Below are 21,757 nucleotides of genomic sequence, written 5' to 3' on the forward strand. Positions count from 1 at the left end.
TGAATTAAATTACTATTCAGTTTTCAAAGAATTTAAAGCCACAGCGGCTTTTTTTTATTTTTTTAAATAATATACACATATAATTTTTTTGTATATAATATATGCATGAATTTTCAAAACATATTTAATTACCAGAATGAATTAGATTTATTATTACACAAAAAAGCAATAGAAATAAATCCTAATTTATGCGAAAAAGATATTCAAAATCAGAAATTAATTGCGCTGATGGTAGAAGTTAGTGAATTTGCTAATGAGGTTCAATCATTTAAATATTGAAAACAAAACAAAAATATAAAATTAGATTTAGTTCTTGAAGAATATGCTGATGTAATTCACTTTTTAGTTTCGTTTGCGACCTCTTTAAATGTTGAACCGGTTATAGAACCTAAAGTTTTTAGTGCTAACTTAAATATACAGTTCATACAAATTTTTTTAGGTGTAGCAGAATTAATGAAAACTTTTAATAAGGAAAATTTATTAAAAGTTTTTGAATTAGTATTAGGGGTAAGTAAGATAGTTAATATCACATTCGAAATGATAGAGGAATCTTATTTAAAAAAACATCAAGAAAATTACAATAGAATCATTAATAATTATTAAATTGATATATAATTTAGATGTACTTAAAAGCCCGAGTGGTGAAATGGTAGACGCTGCGGACTCAAAATCCGCTGGAGGAATCCGTGCAGGTTCAAGTCCTGTCTCGGGCACCAAACAAATATCAATTTATACATTATTTTTATACCCAAAACAAAATCATATATTTACTTAAATATATGATTTTTTTATTTTTAAAATATTATTAATTTAACTAAAATAAATTTAAAAAAGATTTCAAAAATAATTAAACTTGTGTATAATGTAGCTATAAAAATAAAAACGGTTACATAATTATTAATAAAGTACTATTAGATTTTATTTTAGCTTTGTAACTGTTTGTTATTGAAAAACTAAACACATTTATTGCTGTTTTGGTTTTCATTAATGCTATAGAGGAGCTTTTAGCAATAGTAAATAGTTAAGCAGGCATGCGAAGACACTATTGAAAGGGTATAAAAGCCGAAATTCTTAAAGCGGCGGTTTTAAGAATTGGTAAAAATTCATAACAGTTTTTTACTCTCTGGTGATCAGTTGGTGCTATAGCTTTACAAGCTTCAAATTTATATTGGTATTAATATATTTTGTATGTCCTGTAAAGCTTAGCTTACAGGAATTTTTATTATTTTAGGAGAAGTATGTCTGAAATTAAACAATATGAAAAATATAATGACATCCCCAAAAAATATCGTTGAGATTTAGAAGATATTTTGAAAGGTGATACGTATGAAAATTGAATAAATAAAGCAATTAATTTATTTGAAATTAGAATTCAAAATAAAGATTCTAAATACGAATCAATCGAAAGTTATTTAGACGACATTAAAGTCGATGAAGAATTAACATTAATTATTTTCAAACTTTCTAATTATTTATCAAACAACTTAAATACTAATGTTGTGGATGCAAAATGAAAAAAACTTAACTCAGATTTTGAAAATCTTTTTACAAGACTTAATAGTCAATTGGGTAGTGAAACTAATAGAATATATAAAAACCGCGACAAGTTGAAAATTTGAAAAGAAGATGAGCGTTTAAAATCTTATAAATTAAGCATCGAAGATGTTTTAGATTCTTTTAATCATAAATTAAGTGATGAAATTGAAGATTTTATAATTAAAGACAGCGAAGGTACTCCTAAGCCTGAAGAAGTTTTTGGTGTTATAACCAATTCAGAATTAGAATATAAAGACATTGTTACTTCAAATAATAAAAAAATTAAATTGACGCCAGTTAACCGTTCAAAACTTCTTAAAAATGACGACGAAAAAGTACGTAAACAAGCTTATTTTAATTACATAGAAGCTTATTTAAAACATAAGGAATCACTTTCATTGATTTTATATCAACAATTTAAACAAATTAGTGTTGAAGCAAAAATAAGAAAATATCTTTCTAGTGTTGATATGTTGACACATCCTGATTATGTTCCTGAAACCGTTTTGCTCAAGTTATATGAAAAAGTATCTCAAAGTAAAGATATTTTTAAAAAGTATCGTAAATATCATAAGATGTTTTATCAAGCTAAATTTAAATCTAAAATGCAAAAATGAGATGTAGCAAGAGATTTAGTGAAAGTTAAAAGTTCATACTCAGTTGAGGAAGCAAAGGAAATAGTTAGACAAGCACTTAAACCTTTTGGTGAAGAATACATGAGTCAAATTAATAAAGCCTTGGATGAAAATTGAGTAGACTTTATGAGTGCTAAAGCCAAACGTAGTGGAGCTTATTCAATAGGCCAAAGTTATGGACTAGATAAAAAATATATTTTGATGAATTTTAACGGTCAACTTAGAAGTGTTGAAACACTTGCGCATGAACTAGGTCATTCAATGCACTCATATTATTCTGATACGCGCCAAGATTTACAAAATAGCCAATACCCAATATTTTTGGCCGAGATCGCATCTATTTATAACGAATTAATGCTTTATGATTATTTATTAAGTACTTCTGACAATGACAAATTAAAGTTTTCTATTTTAGAGCAAATGATTAGTGGATTTTTAGGTACTGTTAATCGCCAAGTTGAGTGATCAAATTACGAATATGACTTGTATAAAGCCATAGATAATAATGCCGTTTCAAGTTCTTGGGAAGGCATTAGCGATATTTATTATAACAACATGAAAAAATATCAACTATCATATTCTAAAACTAAAAAAGATACTGAAGTATTTGGCGCAATCTATGTTCCACACTTCTATTATCACTTTTATGTGTATAAATACGCAATAGGTCAATTGAGCGCAAATTATTTCTTTAGCCAATACAAGCAATTTGGTAAAGAAGCTTTAGATAATTATATTAATAACTTTTTAAGTGCAGGAAACTCTAAACACCCACTTGATATTTTAAAAAATGTAGGAATTGATCTTGAGAGTGACGAGTTTTACACAGAGGGTTATAAGTATGTAATCAATTTAATTGAGCAATATATTCAATTAGGTAAAAAAATTTTTAAACTCAAATAGTTATAAATATTTTAATTAACAAAGGAGATAAAATGAATTTTAAAAAATTATTATTAGGTTCTTCAGGAGGAGCCTCATGTGTAGCCTTTGCTGCAGCTGTGGTTGCATGTTCGCCTGCTAAAACAAGAAAACCAAGACCACCACGTGAGTTTTCTAGCAGCGAAGAAATACAAAAAGAAGTTTTCAGAACAACTAGTTTATTACCTGAATCAACATACCAAGATTCAAGATTAGGTAGATATGCTAGAAGAAATATCTATTATTTAAATACAAACTCAGAGTTTCAACACTCAAACTTTCCATATACAGAAGTATCTTCTTTTTCTTCTCGTAGTTCAATTTATTCAAAACTTACTGAATTAGGAACAGCAAAATTAATTGACAGAGTCTTTTTTGGGCAACCTAACTTTGAAACAAAATTTATTGATGGTGAACAACAAACATTTATTAAAACGCCTAGTGCATTTAAATATACACTTGAATATGCTGATGCAATCATCTTAACTGATAGAAATGGTAAAGAATATGTTTTTGATAGTGATGAAGCTGAATTAATTCCTTCACCAGATTCAAAAATTCCTGGTACAGATCAACCTCGTTATACATCTCAAAGTGTTAAATTATTTTCAAAAAACAATAGATCAATTAACTCAGAATTTTTTGATAATTTATTAGTAGAAACCAAACAAATAAGTTTTAGATTAAGACCGAACCAAAAATGAGTAGATCACAATGGACAAGTTACAGATTACAATGTTAAAGCCGAAGATTTTATTTACGGATATTTAAGAACATACGCTTTTGATACTCATTTTCGTAGAGAAAAAGGAGGTAGTGCTGAATTAGATAAAGAATACCAAAAAATCTTTGTACAAGGAACTACATCTTTCTCTGAAAAAGATCACTATGGTAATGGTTATTTATTTGATTTATTTAACATTAGTAAAGAAGAGTTCTTTGAAGAAACTAATGGTAAAAAGTTTATCTCTAACACAGATGATGCAAAACAATTAATTACTTTCAGAACAAAAGACCAATCTAAAGATTCACTATACTCTCCTTTCTTAGAATTATTTTTTGCTAATTCAGAATTTGCTCCATTACCAACAGAATATATTGAAGCGCACAAAGATAATCCTGTTTTAATTTCGCAAGCTAATATGGATGCAGCTGAATTAGAAACAATCAAACAAAAATTATCACAAGTTAAAGGATTGATGAAAGATTTAGGTTTCTACTGATATGGAACCGCTGCACAAAACACATTATTTGCGGGTAAATATTTCACATCTGGTTATAATCCTGCCACACAAGAATTAAAATATTCATTAAACACAAATTATTTTGATAAAAAATACACTAGTGACCAAAACACAATAAAAGATTTTGTTTATAAATATACAAACACTCCGCCAAGTTCTGATAGAGCTAATGAAATTGGATTTACTCAATTTAACGAAGGAGCTAATCCAGCTTTATCATATTCAGCCATGACTCAAGAACAAAGAGCACAAGCTGGACAAAACACCCTTTTATATGTGCCTGATATTCAATACATCACAGTAATTAATAGTTTAAGCAGAAACACTACAAGAAGATTTGCATTTTCTTCACCACAAGGTAGATATTCAAACCAATTTTCAATTAACGATGCTTACGCACAAATGTTTTACGGGACATCTTTAGATAACTTAGTATCAGGAAAAGCTAGTGTAGACGTTGTTGTAGACTATACCACAGGTATGGGGGCTCAACTTTATCAATACATTATGGCCGCTTTAAATTGAAATGCATATGGAAATAAATTAACAACACCTAGAAGTAGTAGTCCATGATTAACACCTTTTGCACCTGATAATAACATTAAACCTTTAGATGGAGAAACTGAAACTAATACATTAAGATATTATTTAGATAAACTATCAACACTTAATGTTTTTGACTATAAAACAGGTGATAAAGTAGAATTTGTTAAAAGATCTGATAACACAAATACAACAGATGTTCAATTATGAGACGAATCTTTAGGACCTGTATCAGCTGATTTTGCTTATAGATCACAATACTTTGATCAAATAAGCGAAAAAGTTACAAAGTTATTGGATGAGTTTTTTGAAGAATACAAAGCTAAAAATCCAGATTCATCTGATGAGGTTATTTCTAATAAAATTGTTCCTTACTATTTAGGGTTAGATCAAGGTGATATTAATTTACTAAAAGATATGTTTAAAACAATAAATGACCTTGATAAGAAAAAAAGATTAAACTTTTATTTAGCAGATAATCCAGGGCAATTAGAAGTACTTAGAAATGGATGATTTGGAGCAACTTGATCTACAAGAGATTTTGGTTGAGGTTACGATTATAACGGATTTGGATCAGGTTTAACAGGATTATTCCAAAGTAATTCATTTTTACCACCTGTGCTTGCTATGTATGCGGCTAATGTTGATGGAGTTTTAGAATCTAGCGATGTTTTAGATGCGCAAGCGTTAGCTGAAAAAATTTCGCAAACAAAAGCTAAAATTGACACATTCAAAGTTAAATTTACAAAAATGTACCCAGCAATTGCAAGAATGTTTGATAAATTCTTAGAAACTCACAAAAATGATTTAAGTGAATTAAGTGTTCCTGTTGATAAATGATATTTATTATCTTCAGATAGCATGGCTAACCTTAGCGGATTTTTAAGAACCTATAGATTATCAAAATCAGGTTCAAAATATAGATTTGTTGAGACATCAAAAAACGCTAAGTATAAAGAGTTTGCTTCAATTACATCTGACTTTGGTGTTGAATATCAAAATGACGATAATATCTCAACACAAGAGATGGTTGAATTAGCAAGAGAAATTGGAATTTTACTAGGATTTGATTTTGATAGATCTGAAGCTATTTCTACAGAAAGAATCAATAGAAGAATTATTAATCCATTCTATTTAATTCCTAATGGTTCATACCACCCAGTGCCATTATATTCATACAAAATTCTTTCTCAAAAAAGTGATCAAACACAAACTAGCGCAAATTCAGCGCAAGATAACGTTGATCAACAAAACCCTCAATCAAACTAAAATAAAAGATTGTGATTAATTTATATTTACACTTTTATCACTAAAAAACAATTAACTGTAAGGTTAATTGTTTTATCTTTTATAATTAAATAATGATTACAAAAACACACGAAAGGATCTGATGCTAAAATATTTCTTTACGAGATTGTTTTTTGCTATTTTAACACTGCTTATAATTGTTGCTGTAGTATATATTAGTGTTGCACAGTTTAGTGAAAATTATTACCAGAACCAAATAACAGCTCAAACAGTATCTGGTGGCGCTAATAACGGTGTAAAATATGCACAAACATACGAATATTATTTAAAATCAGTCAAAGAGCACTTAACTTACAAAATAGAGGGTGTAGATAGTTATGATACGTTTCTTGCCAGCGATCAAAAAGATACTTGAGCTGATTTAAAAGTAAACCCTTTAATTAGATTTGGATATTGAGTACAAAGTGTTTTCAATACATCTCAACCATTTGGAACACCATTTGATTCAAGAATTCTCTCTACATCTTCAGGCGCTAAAACTATTCCAGAATATTTCTTTTTAAACTTAAGATTTTCTATCATCATAACACTTCCTTCATTTATTATTAGTGTTATTTTAGGTATTACTTTAGGAATTGTTGCCGCCTATAAAAGAGGAACATTTATCGACTCTTCAATCAATGCATTTGCGTTATTGTTCGTAGCTTTACCAAGTTTTGTTATAGCACCTATTTTTATCTCACTGCAAGTAAAATTAAATATAACAAGTACTTTTATTAATCCATGAAGCGAAACTGAATTAGAGGTTAATAGTATTGCTGATATTATAGCCTCATGAATTCCTCCAATTTTAATTATTGTTTTAGGTAGCTTAAGTGGATATATTACATTTGTTAGAAACCAAATAATTACAGTTTTAACATCTAATTATGTTTTAATTGCTAAATCTAAAGGATTAGGAACTGTTGAAATTTTCTTTAAATATGTTTTAAGAAACATTTCAATTCCTTTAGCTAGTGCACTTATTCCTTCTTATATTGGGTTGTTAACCGGAGGAATTATTATCGAAACTTATTGACAAGTTCCTGGTATTTCTAGAGTTATTCAAAATTCTTTCCCTAATGGTGAAATCAATTTAATTATGTTTAACACTGCGTTTTTTACCGCTTTAAGCTTGCTTACAGTTATTATCGTTGATATTTCATATGTATTTTTAGATCCAAGAATAAAATATGGTTCAAGATCACCTAAGAGTTTATCAACACAATTTAAAGCGTACTTATACAGAAAGAAAATGTTTGAAAAATTAACCTACGTTGATTCAACAAACACAAATAATTAGAGGAGGTAGCAAAATTTATGACTTCAAAAGAATTTAACAAAAAATACGGCCTTAATGATTTTGTTGCCGACTCAACTTTATCATTATTATCTAACAATAATGCTATTTTTAATGATGTAGCAGGCAAACCAAAAAAACTTATAGTAGAAATTTTAAAAAGATTTTTCTCTAATTGAGTAACTGTTTTAAGTACAATTATTTTCATTTGTATCTTAATCATAGCTATTTTTGTTACTAGTACTTCAAAAGAGTGAGGAACCACACCTATTGATAAAGTATATAAAATTAAAATACCTTTAGGTCCAAACGAATATAAAGAGATTTCTTCGGTGGGAGGTAATTATATTAATTATTTACCACCTGTTTATGATTATATTGATCCTAATACAAAAGATATTGAAGATTATTTTCAAACTTCACCATCAATCCAACTTCAAGATATCAAAGCTTTAATAAATGGTACTCAACACAAATATGCTGGTGTTATTTATCAAGATTATGTTAAAAACCAATACATCATTTTAGAAAATGGTGATTTAGAGATGAATATCCGTAAAATTTATGAAGCGGCTAACTTAACTGCAGCGCTAAATCAAATGACTATAGACGGAACTATAAAAGCTAATATTAGCGCTAAAGAGGTTAGAGAAGTAATTGCTAATTTACTTGAAATTAATGGTGGTTCACTTATTCCTTATACAATTTTAGGTACTACTAAAATTGGTATCGATATATGAGCTAACTCATGAGTTGGAACATGAAATGCAATTAGATTAGCCTTAATTGTTGCGACTATTCAAACAATTATTGGAGTTTTAATTGGTGCTTATTTAGGTTTCCATGTTGGTAGTTTAATGGATATTATTGTTATGAGATTAATTGATATATTTGTTGCTCCACCTTCATTAATTTGATTGTTATTATTTGCTACAACATTTGGTACAAGTGACTTAACTTTAGGTTTAGCTCTTATTTTTACAGGTTGAACCGGAAGTGTTGGATCAACTAGAATGTACGTAATTACAGTTAAAGATGAAGAATACATTGTTGCAAGTAAATCAGTAGGATCAAATAAACCAAGATTAATTTATACTCACGCACTGCCAGCTATTATAGGTAAAATTGCCACAAGTTATGTAGCTAAAATTCCATCAATTATCTTGAGCGTTTCTTCACTTGCGTTTTTAGGATTTTTCAAGAGTGATACAGCAAACTTGGGTGCAATTCTTTCGAGTGCAGGAAGCGAAGCTTCTAAAAATGTTTGAATTTTATTATTACCATCACTTATTTTATTAGGAATATCTGTATCCCTACACTTTGTTGCTCTTGGGGTGCATGATGCGTTAGATCCTAAAGTTATTAGAGTTAAATAGGAGAGTTTTTTATGTCTACAAACGTTAATTCACAAAAAAAACTTTTAAGCGTAAAAAACTTAAAAGTAAGCTTTAAAACAGGAAGAAATAAATTTATTAATATTGTAAGAGGTGTTGATTTAAATATCTACAGAGGCCAAATAGTTGGTTTAGTTGGTGAAAGTGGAAGTGGTAAATCAGTTACTAGTAAAGCACTTTTAAATGTTAATGATAACTCTTTTATTAGTGCCGATAGAATGAGAATTTATAGCCAAGATGACACTTATATTGATTTAAGTCAACTCAAAAAAGAAAGACAATGACAAAAAGTTAGAGGACACAAAATTGGTTATATTCCTCAGGACCCGCTTACTAGTTTAAACCCAACCAGAAAAATAGGTAAGCAACTTTTAGATGCTTTAGATAAAAACAAAGATTGAAAAAATAAAAGTTATTCAGACAAAAGAGAATATTTAACAGGTTTACTAAAACGTTTTGGAATTAGAAACGCTGATTTAGTTTTTGATATGTACCCACACACACTTAGTGGAGGAATGAAACAAAGAGTTGTTATAACAATGGTGGTCGCTCTTAAACCTGATTTAATTATTGCTGATGAGCCTACAACTGCACTTGATCCAACTGTTCAAGCTTCGGTTTTAGCTTTATTTGATGAAATTAGTAAATCAATGAATATAGCTATTATTTTAATTAGTCACAATATTAGTATTGTTGCTAAGTTTTGTGATTATATATATGTTATGTACGCTGGTAAAATTGTCGAAAAAGGTACTAAAAAAGATATTTTCGCTTATCCAGCACATCCTTATACATGAGCGTTAATTTCTGCTATACCTGAAAATAAAGAAGATAGATTATATTCAATCAAAGGAACTCCTCCTGATATGAATAATTTACCTTTAGGTGATCCATTTGCCCCTAGAAATGAATATGCTCTTGAAATTGACTTTATTAAAGAACCGCCGCTTATTGAAATTTCATCCACTCACAGCGCAGCTACATGATTGTTACACCCAGATGCACCTAAAGTTGAATTAAAACCAGAATTATTAGCAAGATTAAAAATATTTAAAGAGGTATTTAAAGATGAGTAAAAAAGTTATTTTGAGTATCGAGAATTTAAAAAAATACTTCATAAATAAAGGTGTAGTTAATAAGGCTGTTAATAATGTTTCATTTAATGTGCACGAAGGTGAAATTGTTGGTTTAATTGGTGAAAGTGGTTCAGGTAAAACAACCGTAGGTCGTAGTTTATTAAGACTTTATGACGATTTTAATGGTTTTGTTACCTTGGATGGTGATATTATTTCAGGGAAAAAAATCACTAGACAAAAACGTAAAAGAATGAGAAAGAATATCCAAATGATATTCCAAGATCCTCATGCTTCACTTAATGGTCAAAAAACAATTTTCTCAATTTTAAAAGAGCCTTTAATTGTTAATAATATTATTAAAAATGAGATTGATGATTTAAAAAAGGATTGATATTTAATTCAAGATAATTTCCATTTTACTTTCTTAGAAAAAAACATGGAATACAAATTAAGAAATTTAAAACTTTTTAACACATCATTTAGTAAATTTATCAATACATGAAATGATAAAATCGAAAATATTAATTTTGACATAACAAAAACAAATGATGATAATTTCAATTTAGTTTTTTCTTACTTAGAAGAAAAAAATAAAATTAATTCTAACGTTATTAATGACTTATATAAAACTAACGAAAAATTACTAGCTTTATATTACGAAAAACAAAAAAATTATCGTGATAACAATCTTGATTTTGACGAAAGCGCCTTAGCGCAAGCACAAAAAGAATATGATCAAGCTTTAGTTTTAAGCAAAAAATCACAGCGTTATATTAGTGAATTACAAAATTTCAAAACATTAAAACACGCTTACAAAGAAGTTTTAGGTGAAAAAAAAGAAGTTTTAGAAACTTCTAAAAACTTATTTTTAAACTTGCTTGAAGAAAATAAAAACGAAATTCAACTTCAAAAAAACAATGCTTATTCAAGTTATGATTTAAACTTTTATATTCACAGCATTAAATTACACGAGCTTTCAAAAGCTAAAATGAAAGTTTTGAAAAACGCTTACAAAAACATGAGATATCTAAATTTTGATCAGATCAAAAACTTAATTAAAGATTTAAATCTATATTCAAGTGAATTTTTCGATAATAAACTCAATGTTAGTGTAAATAAAGAATCAAGAAAAGAAATAATCGGAATTATTAATCAATATTTTAGTTTTAATTCTGATAAATATGCAGCAGATTCAAAACAAAAACATAATTTGTTTAATCAAAAAATTCAAGAGTTAAATTCTCAAATTAATAAAAGCAAAAAACTACTTAATTCATATAAAAATGATCAAGCTGAAATTAGCGCCGATAAATTAAATCCTTACTTACAGAAGTTAAATGAAGCTAACCAAGTGCACAATGAAGAGGTTAGAAAGTATGTTTTAGAGTTTCAAAAAAGAATTGAAGTTTTAAATAAAGAAATTTTAGAAGCTCAAAGCCAAAAAGATCAAATCATCAAAAATATCAATCAAGTGGATGCTAAGTTCCCTCAAGCTTTTAAAAAATTCGAACTATTTTTTAATAATGAAGTTATTTTAAAGGCTAAAAAAGAATTAAAAGTAGCTAAAAAAACTTTAGCTGCGAAAGTTAATACAACAGATTCAAATCAAAAAAATGAATCACTAACAAGTAAGTTACAAACTCTTAAAAAATTGGAATTTCTTTTTAAAAATAAATTTATTTTTAAAATTAAAAGCCTATTAAAAATAGATAATAAAGATTCAACTTCTAAAGATTATATAAGACACTTAAACAAAAAATATAAATCATTAATAGTTGAGTTACAAGCTTTTAAGAATACCGTTAAAAAGCGTTATGAAGGAATTAAAAGCTTTGATGCAGAAAATAAATATTTACTCAAAGATCTTAATAGCATTCAACGTTTATTAGGAATTAAAAGAGAATATAATATTACATATCAAAACAAATACAGAAAAATCATTTGAAATATTCTGGATTTATTTAATACTTTCTTTATTAAAGCATTATTTATTAAAAACAAAATTTACAAAGCTTTAGATGATGTTGGATTACTTAAACAATTTGCCTCAAGATATCCGCATGAATTTAGTGGTGGACAAAGACAAAGAATTGTTATTGCCAGAGCCTTAATTACAGATCCAAAAGTTATTGTTGCTGACGAACCAATCGCCTCATTAGATATTTCAATTCAAGCGCAAGTTGTTAATTTACTTAAAGATTTATGTAAAAAGAAAAACATCGGAATGATTTTTATTGCCCATGATTTAAGTATGATTGAATATGTTGCTGACACAGTTCAAATTATGCACTTAGGTAAAATTGTTGAATCAGGAAAAACTGAAAGTATCTACTCACGCCCACTTCATCCTTACACAATTAATTTATTTAAAGCAATTCCTAAAATGTCAAATGCTAATGAAAAATTTAGAAATATTACATTCGATTTAGACTACTTAAATGAACAGCAATTTCCAAATATCCCCACAATCCATAATGTAGATGAAACCCACAATATTTATGGAACACTCAAACAAGTCCAAAAATGATTATCAAATGACAAAGAAAGTAAATAATTTGTATGTTTTATGAACTAAAAAATTATTTGCACAAGTCTTTTACTTATAAATATTTTTATTTTGTATTCTTTTTTTACTTTATTATTTTTTGAGTTCTTTTTGGTTTAAGTTTAATTAATAATACACTTTTAAACTCTTTTAATTATGCTTCAATTGTAGTTTTCTTATTAGTTTTACTACATTTGATTTTACAGTATTCATTTTTTAAACGTTTTTGACAAAGACACTTAAATAACAAAGAATACCGCGAAAAAGAAGTGCAAAAAAGAAAAATGCAGCGTATGAATCAAGCTGAAAAAGCAGCTTTTTTAAGATTAAAACAAAAAGAGAAAGATAAAAAAATTCAAAGACAAAATTACTTACAAGCGCACAAAACAATGTTTGGATATTGAATAAGTCTTTCTTACACATTTGTCATTTTTATTATTAGTTTAATTATTATTTTAGTAAATTAAATATATATACCTTTTGCAATTGCAAAAGGTTTTTTGTTTTTTTAGTATACTTTAAATTAATATGAGTGATAGCGTAAGATTAGACAAATATATTTCCCACATGTGTAATTTAACTAGAAGCGAAATTAAACAATTGATTAAAGCCAGAAAAATTCTAGTTAATAACCAACCAAGCAAAAACGATTCAAAAGTCAATATAAAAAGCGACACAGTAACGTTAAATAATCAAGTAATACATTATGAAGAATTTACTTATTATTTCTTAAACAAGCCACAAAATTATGTATGCTCACGTACGCCCCAAGAAGGTAGCAATGTTTTTGAATTAATAATCAGTGACCAAAGACCTACACTAGTGTCTTACGGAAGATTAGATAAAGACACTAGCGGTTTATTAATTATTAGCAACGATACTCAAACTTTACATAAATTATTAAATAACAAAAAGCATGTTCAAAAAACTTATTTAGTTGAACACCAAAAAAATTTAACTACCCAAGATATCGAATCATTACAAAAGGGTGTAAAACTTAGTGATGGCACTTATACTTTAGCCGCAAAAGTACAAACCATCGATAAAAACCATACATATTTAACAATTACCGAAGGTAAATATCACCAAATTAAAAGAATGTTTAGCGCAATAAATAATAAGGTTACCAACTTAAAAAGAATAACTTTTTCCAATTTAAATTTAGCCGATTTTAACTTAAATGAAGGAGAATACGTCAAATTAAATGATCAACAAATTAAACTTTTAAAAGGAGAAAATTAAATGAACAAAATTTTTGGAGTTAAAAATAAACATTTTGAAGATATTAAAAACAAAATTAAAACCACTGAAATAAGATATTATGATCACAAATACAAACATTTTAGTGTTAATGATTTATTCAGAGTTGTTAACGAAGAAACTGCTGAAGAAATTATTTGTAAGATAACTAATATAAATGTTTATCCAGATCTTAAAAATTTATCCCAAAAAGTCAATGTTTACAAATGTGGCTTTAACTCTAGTGAGGATCTATTTGATACTCTAAAGAAGTATTATCCTAATGATTATTTAAAAGAATTTGCTACTTTTGACTTTGAAATACTGGGTGATGATTTAAGTTATTTGCAAAACTTTGTTTTTGATATGGATGGAACTTTATTGAATAAAAACGGACAATTAAGCGAGAGTAATATTAAGGCGCTCAATTATCTAAAAGCTAAAAATAAAAATATCTTTATTGCCACTGGCAGACCTTATTACACTGCACAAAAATATATTCATTTAATTCCTTATCACTCTTATATGATAAGCTCTAATGGTTCTTTAGTTTATAACCTAAAAACCAATATTCTCGAACAATACACAAGTATGCCAAAAGATATCGCACTATTAATTTACAAAAAATTAGTTGAATTAGAATATGATTTTCTAGTATATACAAATTGAGGTATTTTAGGTTATAACGCTAACAAAACCAGCTTTTTCAAAGAAAAGAACTACAAATCTTTTTTAGACGAAAACACCTATAAAGAAGGTGATTTATCTCAAAAATTAAGTGATTGACAAGTATGTAAATTTTTAGTTTTGAGTGATTCTAATGACCCTCAAACTTTTGAGCAAATCGCCAGCATAATTAAGCAAAATTCTTCGATTTATTATGTTTATTCACAAGCGAATATGATTGATATAATGCCAAAGCAAGCATCCAAAGCCAATGGCCTAAAATACGTAATTGAAAAATTAAATTTAGACAAAAACAAAACAATCTGTTTTGGTGATGCTGATAATGATATTAGTAATTTTGAATTTATAAAACATAGTGTAGCTATGGCTAATGCTAGCGATAAAGTCAAGAGCCAAGCTGTTTTTGTTGCGCAAGATAATGATAAAGATTGATTAGAATCTTTTATTAAAAAACACCATATTTAATTGTTTTACAGGTAAATATGTAGATTATTTAAATAAAAATTTAAGTTTTCTTAATGCATATTCTTATATTTAGTTTCGTCAAAAAATAAAAAATAAAAAAGCAAATTTTTATGCATGTATGACATGCTAAAAATTTGCTTTTTAAATAAATTTAATTTTTAAAATCTTTAGTAACTAATTTATTATAAAAATCAACAACTAGATCTAAATTCTCGTATCTCAAATCAGGATCTTCAATACTAAATAATCAAATCATAAATTCAACAAATTTTTTCACTGATGTATTTGATCTAATATCAAATCTTAAAACATCAGAGGAAATTTTAAGTGTTTTTAATCACTTGTAAGGTGGGTTTTCGATATAAATCACAATCTTATTTTTATTATTTTCGTTAAAATTAGATTTTAAATCATTTATAGGATTATATGAGCTATCAACATGTAATTCATTAATTAGCGCTTCAAAATTATATGTAAAATTACTTTTATTAATTCTAATTTTTCAAATTGTTGCGCTTACAAACGCAAATACACAATACACAAATATAGGAGCTGAATAAACAAAAGATAATTTACCAAGTGACAATATTAATATAGGCAACATTATAAAAAGCATTAACGGAGCATAAAACAAAAATATATATGGGGATGTAGATTGTCATTTAAAACTTTTAAACATACCAAAACCCTCTAAAATTCTTTCATTTATAACTTTATCTTTAATAGCTTTATTATCACAAGCTTTTTTCATTATATACATGTATGTTAAAGTAGCTTTAATCGATTTATAATAGGACAAGTTTCAAAGAGCTACAATTAAAAAGCAAACGATCAGTACGCAAAAGTAAATTATTAAAAATTTATTCATAATATTTTTTAATTTAACCTAACCTAAATTATCGTAGGTAATTTTTTGGTATAGTTGTGATATATCACTCATGTTTATGTTTATCGTAAACTTTCACAAGCCCCATTATTCTAAATTTATACATATATTTTGCCACGAATTGCTCCAAAGTGTAAATTTTATTAGTTATTATATTTGAATTCAAGATCCCCTCCTTTTTTAGCGCAATTTAAGTAATATTGATCTTGTTTTGCTGGATTTATAAATATCTATTTAATGCTAGATTTTTTTAATATATTTTGTATTTTTATCTATTTGATTTATGTTTTATTGAAGTTATTTTCTGTAAATTTAACTAAAATATTGAAGTTTTTTATTTCTATATAGTGAATTAATTGACACAAATAAGTAAGCAAAAAACAACTTAATATATCAATAGAAATGCAAGATAGCATCTGAATTAACTAATAGTTCAAAAAATTTCTACAATAGTAAGTTTTTATTTTTGTAACAAGTTTTCAAAAACGCTTTTATTATTCATAAACTAAAGTTATTGATGCAAATCATTTAAAAAATAAAAATGCGCCTATTACAAAACTAACAAATTTAGTGAAATTCAAAGAAGTTATATCAATATTTATTTTCTTTAATAAATTTATCTAATATTTTAATTTTCTTAAATTCTTTTGCTATTTTCATTCATTTATTGTTTTGAATATCTAATGCTTTTGAATCGTATAGTTTTTTAGATTTATTTCTGGATTTATTTTAGTGTGTCAAAAAGTAAACTTAAAAAATATTGTAGAGATATGAAAATTTCATATCTTTTTATTTTTTGATCTAAAGCACTAATTTAGTATATTTTTGGTATTATCCAAATATTTATCCTTAATAAAATCAATATTGTTTACTCAAAATGATTGACCTTTGATACTTGAAGCTCATAAAATTAAAGAATAAACATCTTGTAAATCTTTTTTATTTTTAAATGTAGTTTCAATTTTTGACTTTGATAAATATACCTTTGATACACGATGCGCGGAAATTTCGACATTAAAAATTGTTGATTGCGCTTTATCGTCGCTTTGAATATTATTAAATTCCAATTTTGTTAGGTCTATAGTAGAATCTTTCTTAAAGTTCATTAAATCATTAAGTGCATTTGGATTTATATTGAAGATACGTTTTTTAAATCTATAATTAGTAAAAGCTAGAAGCACTAACCCAACCCCAAAATACATCGTAAAAATAAAAATTTTACCTAAGTATTTTAATTCAAAATGTTCAGGTAATAAAGTAAAAGCAAACGCTACAGCATCTACAGCAACAAAAACAGCGGCGCAAACGATCATAACTGTCATGCTTATTATAAAACTTTTGTTTAATCTCTCTTTTATTAGCGAGTATCCTCTAATTACTGAATCATTAATTATCTGATCAGGTTCATTTTTGGCTTTAAGTATTGCTCTATCAATTAGTAATTTTCATGAATAACGTTTTTTGTTATTCAATAACAGTGTTGTAGAAATTATTGTTGAAATTACAAAAATAGTGATTAATGTTATACCTAATATTAGAAATATTGACATTTTGCTCCTTTTTAATTATTATTGTAAATAATAATTATCTTGTCATGATTTGAGGTTTTAACTCTAACTAATTTTATATTAAATAAATATCAATCTCTAAAAATGGAAAAAATTTCTCTTTTAAAAAATAAAAGAACTAACAACTTTTTGTTAGTTCTTTGGAATTAGCAACATTCATGAGTGCAATTATCTTGATTAAAAGAAATTTTAGCTTTAGAGCAATCGCACACAATTTTAGAAATACAGTGATCTTTTGCAATTAATTCTAAAAATGGCTTAAATTTTTGAATAAAAGATTTTTTTAAAGAATAAAACACTTCCAAGCCTTTTTTATCAGTATCAACAACCTTTAGTTTTCTGAGTTGAATAAAATGTTTTGAGATATTAGCTTGTTTTTGTTCTAGTAATTGTGTTATTTGTTGAACGTTACACTCACCACTTTCGCATGTATATAAGTGCATGATTAATTTAAAATTAACTTCTGATGACATTAATTTAAAGAACTTTTGGATATTCATTAAAACAATCTACCTTTTTTATTTTTTGTGTTTGGCTCTTGCTCATCATCTTTTTCTTGTTGGCTAGATTCGTCTTCTAAAAATGCATTTCATTCTTTAGTTAAAGTGCTTGAGTCTTTGTTTTCGTACAATTCATCCAATGAAGTCTCATCCATAATTGAGTTTTCTAATTCTTCATTATGAATATTTATATTATTTGAGTAACCTTTATTAATGAATTCATTAATTTTATTAAGGCTAAAATCTGCTAAAATTTCATTTTTTTTTCTTAATCAAGTTATATCGTTTAAAATTTTTGCATCGTAATGTTTACTCTTTAAGAAACGGTAGTAATCCTTAAATAAAACGTATGATTCTAAATCATTAGCATATGAAAAATCATCAAAAATAAATGCTTTATATGGGTGATTATCAACACTTATTAATAAATCTAAATGTATCGTTCCAACTGAGTAATCTTCTTGTAAAGTTACATTCATTATTGGTTTAATTTTTTCTGATATAGCTTTTTTAACTTCTTCACTTAATGAAGTTTTAACAGAATGAGGTTTTGCATTTTTACGCTTGTTTACAGAGCTAAAAAGCAGATCTCTTCTTTGTTCGTTTGTTAATTCCAAAAAGCGTAATCACTCTCTAAAAATAGCTGTGTCAGGAGAGTTGTGATAGTTATTGATATCATTTGCCTTGATTGTTTTGATAACAATCATTTTTTCTTTTGCACGAGAAATGGCAACGTTTAAAGCATTCATTCCACCATTACGCCCTACATATGTAGAAATAATTTTAGCACTTTTGTCATATCCGATTGTCACAACAATTAAATCAGCCTCATCACCTTGAATATTTTCGATGTTTCTAATCATCAATTGTCTCTCTCTGATTGCATTTTCTAAATCTGGATATTTTTCATAAATTTGTGATACTAAATAATCCAATTGTTTTGCGTTAAAAGCTAATAAAATAATTTTCTTATATTTTTTAAGGTTAGCCTCAACAACATCTAATGCCATTTTCGCTTCGGCGATATTTTTATTTTCGCTTCAACTTCCTTTAACTTCGATAACTTCAATAGCCTCAGAATTATCATTTAAGGCACTATCAATAACATCTAAAGATGAATCGTAAAAATATTTACTTGAAAAGGTCATTAATGAAGCGTGATTTGAACGATAGTTTTTGTCCAATAATATGTTATAAACACCTAAACTAATGGCGTAATCTAAAAGTGATTCCACATTACCAAATATTGATTCATCTGTTGTTCTAACTCCGAATCAATTTGTTGGTTTCATTTGCTTGTCATCACCTGCTAACACTTTTATTTTAGCTAAATATAAAATTGGCAACCCTTTTTCGATGAAAATCTGTGAAGATTCGTCAATAATGGCATAGTCAAATTCCTCTTTTTCTCAACCGCTTAAATCTGTATCAGGTGTTGCAATAATAATAGGAAAAATTTCTTTAATTAAATCTGAATAAACTTTTACAAATTTATATGGTTCAAGGTTTCCGATTCTAATTGATGCGGCAAATTCATTGTATCTTTTACGTTTTTCTGGTGAGAAATTTAAGATTTTATTTATTACACGTTCTGCCACAATGTTCTTAATCATAGATATATCGGTAAATTCTTCGCTTTCCATATCAGGGAGTAAATCAATAAAATCTCTAAGTCAATTTAAATCTTCTTTTTCTAAATTTCTAAATTTAACAACTAATTCACTTAAGCTTCCTTTAAAACCACTAAGGCGAGCATCTATTAACTTACCAAGTTTTTTCAGTTCAAAATATTTAGAACTAAAAGGCAGAACAGACATTTTATTAGCTTTTAAAATGTATTTTTCAGCAGATTCGTTTTCAGATAATTCTTTGTGTGGATACACAACATTTCTAGGTAAACTTAAAACAAAATCAATATCATCCTGAGTTAATTTATCCATGTTATTTCTTAAGTAAAAATAACCTTGAACAATTTCTAAATATTTAGGTTTTTGAGATATTTCTTTAACTTTTTCTACTCATATTCTTTCTGCGTCACTTAATATTTTAAGTGGTTTAATAGTGTAAGACTCTTCAAAATATTCTAGATAGTTAATATAGTTTTTAAGAGGTTTATAAAAACTATTTCTTTTCATATCTTTGCTGGTTAAAATGAATAAACCAAACATTCTTAAATCGCCCATTCTATTTCTTATAACTTCTAAAGCAGCCTTTTTTTGGCTAGCGACTAAAGCTGTTTTACCATAGACTAAAATATTAGCCAATAAATTAACGATTGTTTGACTTTTTCCAGTTCCAGGAGGACCTCAAATAATTGTATTTTGACTTAAACTTGAAACGATAGCTTTATCTTGTGAGTAGTTAGTTGGAGTGATTTTAAATAACCCAACTTTTGGATCAAAAATTGTATTTTTAATTTTATATTTATAAATGTTTTTATTAAATTCAATATCAAAAATATTGTCAATTTCGTCGTTTTCAATAATTTCTTTCATTCTATTTCTAGAATATCCACCACTAGGTAAAAATAGACCTAAAACCATTCCGCTATGAAATTCCATAGTTCTATTTTTAATATCATCACTTCTTAATTTTTTAAATGGACCATAAATGCTTTGAGGAAAGCTGAATGTTTTGCTTCAAACTTGTTGTAAACGCATAAAAAGTTGTTGCATTGTTAATTCAGAATAATCAAAATCAACCCTTATATCAAAACCGGCGTTTTCCAGTATAAACAAGATCTTTTCGTTAATTTTGATGTTTCCATCACTTTTTAAATAAGTTCTTCCGTTTTTAAATTCTAAATAAACCTCTTTAAAAAATAAAGGTGCATAAACTACTTTTTCGTCAATAGCAATTGACACATACAAAAATGCTAAATGCATTGGTCATATATTGATTTCATCGTTTATTTCACTTGAGCGATCAGCCAAAAGTTTTCATTTTAAATTGGATTTTTGAAAATCAACACGAATTTTTTCAATAACTTTTAATTTTGTTTGTTCAAAATTAACTTGTAATTGATTAGCGACAAAATCAGTTATTTCTTGTTCATTATTTTTTAATAGCTGTAAAACTAACTCAGGTGAATTAGCTTTTTGAATTTGCTCAATTAAACTCAAAAGATTTAACTCAACAACAGGTATTTCAAATTTAGAATTTTGGTAAATATATTGAAAAACCTTACCGCCAAATAATTTATAAATATCAAAGAAAAATTTATTATTGACATTAGTAAAAACAGAGGGGTCATTAGGAGTAACTTCTAAAAGGTTATCTAGAATAACCTTATATCTTTCTTTACTTGATATCATTTTTACCTCACTTGTTGTTTAAGTACTCAAATGTAGCATTTGTGTATTCGTTAGTTACTAAAAATATTTTGTCAGAATTAAGAACTATCCCATTAATAGCCTTTATCTTATTCATCTTTTGAAGGTCAATCTTTTTAGGATCATTAATTTCAATCTTTATTTTCATTAATGTTTTACTAACACTTTTAATATTATTTTCGCCAATAGCTTCAATTATCGTGTCAATATTAAAGTTAAGTTTGGGTTTTTGAAAAACTTGGTTTTCAATTCTTTTATTGTTGTCTTTTTTTATTTTTATTAAAATTAAACCAAAGGTTAAGATTGTTAAAAAAAATAATAAAACTTTTTGTTTATTTTTCATAGTTATTATTATATTATTTTTTAGTAATTTAAACGCCAATATAAAATATTAAAAATATTTTTTTATCTTGACAATTTTAAATTAAAAATATTTATATATTTATATATAAATATATGCTTCTTAAAAAATAATATATTTTTAACTTTAAATTTATGTTATAATTGTTAAACTTATTTATTATATTTATATGAATATAGTGTGAAAATTAACGTATAAAGGAGAGACATGAGACAAACTACTATTGTTACAAAATTAA

At 26.7% G+C, this 21,757-nt stretch carries 15 protein-coding genes, 1 tRNA gene and 1 riboswitch; of the genes, 11 read left to right on the plus strand and 5 right to left on the minus strand.

Annotation, left to right across the window (positions count from 1 at the left end; genetic code table 4):
• Positions 1 to 105 precede the first annotated feature (105 nt).
• The 11 genes from V2E24_RS03355 (at position 106) to V2E24_RS03405 (ending at position 14,872) form a co-directional block, all read left to right on the plus strand.
• Positions 106 to 603, plus strand: a complete 498-nt coding sequence (locus V2E24_RS03355; protein WP_330501012.1) for a dUTP diphosphatase — start codon at positions 106 to 108, stop codon at positions 601 to 603.
• Positions 604 to 632: 29 nt separating this feature from the next.
• Positions 633 to 716 (plus strand) — tRNA-Leu (locus tag V2E24_RS03360).
• Positions 717 to 985: 269 nt separating this feature from the next.
• Positions 986 to 1,151: riboswitch (Lysine riboswitch) on the plus strand.
• A gap of 87 nt (positions 1,152 to 1,238) precedes the next feature.
• On the plus strand, positions 1,239 to 3,074 hold the full coding sequence (gene pepF, locus V2E24_RS03365) for an oligoendopeptidase F (RefSeq protein ID WP_330501013.1): 1,836 nt from the start codon (positions 1,239 to 1,241) through the stop codon (positions 3,072 to 3,074).
• 32 nt (positions 3,075 to 3,106) lie between these two features.
• On the plus strand, positions 3,107 to 6,148 hold the full coding sequence (locus V2E24_RS03370) for an OppA family ABC transporter substrate-binding lipoprotein (protein ID WP_330501014.1): 3,042 nt from the start codon (positions 3,107 to 3,109) through the stop codon (positions 6,146 to 6,148).
• Positions 6,149 to 6,269: 121 nt separating this feature from the next.
• A complete protein-coding gene (locus V2E24_RS03375; protein ID WP_330501015.1) occupies positions 6,270 to 7,469 on the plus strand; it encodes an ABC transporter permease in 1,200 nt (399 codons plus the stop codon).
• A 17-nt stretch (positions 7,470 to 7,486) separates the two neighbouring features.
• On the plus strand, positions 7,487 to 8,842 hold the full coding sequence (locus V2E24_RS03380) for an ABC transporter permease (RefSeq protein ID WP_330501016.1): 1,356 nt from the start codon (positions 7,487 to 7,489) through the stop codon (positions 8,840 to 8,842).
• 11 nt (positions 8,843 to 8,853) lie between these two features.
• Positions 8,854 to 9,936, plus strand: coding sequence for an ABC transporter ATP-binding protein (locus tag V2E24_RS03385; RefSeq protein WP_330501017.1), 1,083 nt, complete (start codon positions 8,854 to 8,856; stop codon positions 9,934 to 9,936).
• The gene (locus V2E24_RS03390; protein WP_330501018.1) at positions 9,929 to 12,490 is read left to right on the plus strand and encodes an ATP-binding cassette domain-containing protein; all 2,562 of its coding nucleotides are present in this window, start codon (positions 9,929 to 9,931) and stop codon (positions 12,488 to 12,490) included. Before V2E24_RS03385 ends, V2E24_RS03390 begins: the two co-directional genes overlap by 8 nt.
• Before the next feature lie 29 nt (positions 12,491 to 12,519).
• Positions 12,520 to 12,948: a hypothetical protein gene (locus tag V2E24_RS03395; protein ID WP_330501019.1), complete on the plus strand. Its 429-nt coding sequence runs from the start codon at positions 12,520 to 12,522 to the stop codon at positions 12,946 to 12,948.
• A 61-nt stretch (positions 12,949 to 13,009) separates the two neighbouring features.
• The gene (locus tag V2E24_RS03400; RefSeq protein WP_330501020.1) at positions 13,010 to 13,723 is read left to right on the plus strand and encodes a pseudouridine synthase; all 714 of its coding nucleotides are present in this window, start codon (positions 13,010 to 13,012) and stop codon (positions 13,721 to 13,723) included.
• Entirely contained in the window at positions 13,724 to 14,872 is a 1,149-nt protein-coding gene (locus V2E24_RS03405) for a Cof-type HAD-IIB family hydrolase (RefSeq protein ID WP_330501021.1), read from the plus strand.
• 151 nt (positions 14,873 to 15,023) lie between these two features.
• On the opposite strand, the gene V2E24_RS03410 is transcribed toward V2E24_RS03405, so the two are convergent.
• The 5 genes from V2E24_RS03410 to V2E24_RS03430 form a co-directional block, all read right to left on the minus strand.
• On the minus strand, positions 15,024 to 15,623 hold the full coding sequence (locus V2E24_RS03410) for a hypothetical protein (protein ID WP_330501022.1): 600 nt from the start codon (positions 15,621 to 15,623) through the stop codon (positions 15,024 to 15,026).
• 944 nt (positions 15,624 to 16,567) lie between these two features.
• A complete protein-coding gene (locus V2E24_RS03415; RefSeq protein WP_330501023.1) occupies positions 16,568 to 17,308 on the minus strand; it encodes a hypothetical protein in 741 nt (246 codons plus the stop codon).
• A 164-nt stretch (positions 17,309 to 17,472) separates the two neighbouring features.
• Positions 17,473 to 17,826 carry a transcriptional regulator gene (locus tag V2E24_RS03420; protein WP_330501024.1) on the minus strand — a complete coding sequence of 118 codons (354 nt, stop codon included), beginning with the start codon at positions 17,824 to 17,826 and terminating at the stop codon, positions 17,473 to 17,475.
• Positions 17,826 to 21,140 (minus strand): DEAD/DEAH box helicase, encoded by a 3,315-nt coding sequence (locus tag V2E24_RS03425; RefSeq protein WP_330501025.1) that lies wholly within the window; start codon positions 21,138 to 21,140, stop codon positions 17,826 to 17,828. The genes V2E24_RS03420 and V2E24_RS03425 overlap by 1 nt, the downstream gene beginning before the upstream one ends.
• Positions 21,127 to 21,501: a hypothetical protein gene (locus V2E24_RS03430; protein ID WP_330501026.1), complete on the minus strand. Its 375-nt coding sequence runs from the start codon at positions 21,499 to 21,501 to the stop codon at positions 21,127 to 21,129. The genes V2E24_RS03425 and V2E24_RS03430 overlap by 14 nt, the downstream gene beginning before the upstream one ends.
• Between the last annotated feature and the right edge of the window lie 256 nt (positions 21,502 to 21,757).

Source organism: Mycoplasmopsis ciconiae, assembly GCF_036350065.1.
Taxonomy (GTDB): domain Bacteria; phylum Bacillota_I; class Bacilli_A; order Mycoplasmatales; family Metamycoplasmataceae; genus Mycoplasmopsis; species Mycoplasmopsis ciconiae.